The organism is Chromohalobacter sp. 296-RDG (genome assembly GCF_029889885.1).
In the GTDB taxonomy this organism is placed as follows: Bacteria; Pseudomonadota; Gammaproteobacteria; order Pseudomonadales; family Halomonadaceae; genus Chromohalobacter.
In genome coordinates, this window is record NZ_JARANY010000272.1 from 1 (window position 1) to 891 (window position 891).

At 46.1% G+C, this 891-nt stretch carries 1 protein-coding gene; it reads right to left on the bottom strand.

Annotated features, from left to right (window positions below; genetic code table 11):
• A partial coding sequence (locus OP495_RS18475; protein ID WP_280571235.1) for a hypothetical protein occupies positions 1–468 on the bottom strand: 468 nt, incomplete at its 3' end.
• Between the last annotated feature and the right edge of the window lie 423 nt (positions 469–891).

Genomic DNA, 891 nt, shown 5'->3' on the forward strand with positions numbered 1-891 from the left:
GCTTATGGGAGCTTGATGAACTACTTCACCCCCTCTACTGTAAAATAAAAGACAGACGACCCCATATTTCTCGGTGTACTTTAATCCATGGCTAAGGCTATCAAAGCCGTCTATAGACGAATTAGGCTTGCTAACCAACTCATCATGCACCTCTATTTCTAATGTGTTAACCATGTATACTCGAGCGGCTTCTTCTGGCGAAAAACCACCTTGCGGGTTTAGCATTAAAAGTTTTCGACAAACATACTCCAACCCCCAAACAGTCGTTGTCATATCCAGAAAGTGTGTAAACTCATGAGTTAGCAGCGACCTAGCCTCGAATGACTGTCTCCAACCTCTCTCAACCTTCAATTCATTGACCCATGCCTCAATTTCTTGCTTATTTTGCCTGCTGTACTTTGACAAACAAATAAGATTTGATGTGAATTCAAAATACCCATTTATTTCCGCAGTTTTCAACGGCTTCATTAAACTCTCCATTGCCAATTTACAAACAGGCTTCATGCTACACATTATACAGCAATCAAATAACAGGAATACAGGCATTAAAATATCCGCAATGCCTGTGACTAATAGATAAAGAGCTCGTTACACCTCAAGGAGATCGCTCGCCTAAATGATCTCACCGTGCCCAAGGGCAAGGTCAATCAGCTAGAATTGCACAAATTTCCAGATCTATATCACTCCTGTGAACCAAGCCCTCCCCGGCTTTCTTCACCACCACAGGAGATGTGATATGGCCCCACCCTGCATGCGCTGCCACTCACTGCACCTCATCAACCTCGAGTCGGCCCACAAGCTCGGCATTGCAGCCGGCGCGCTGGCCGGCAGCCTCAAGAGCGCCTATGGATCGCTTTACGACGTCAGAACGCTAACGGTGGCGTCGTCCAC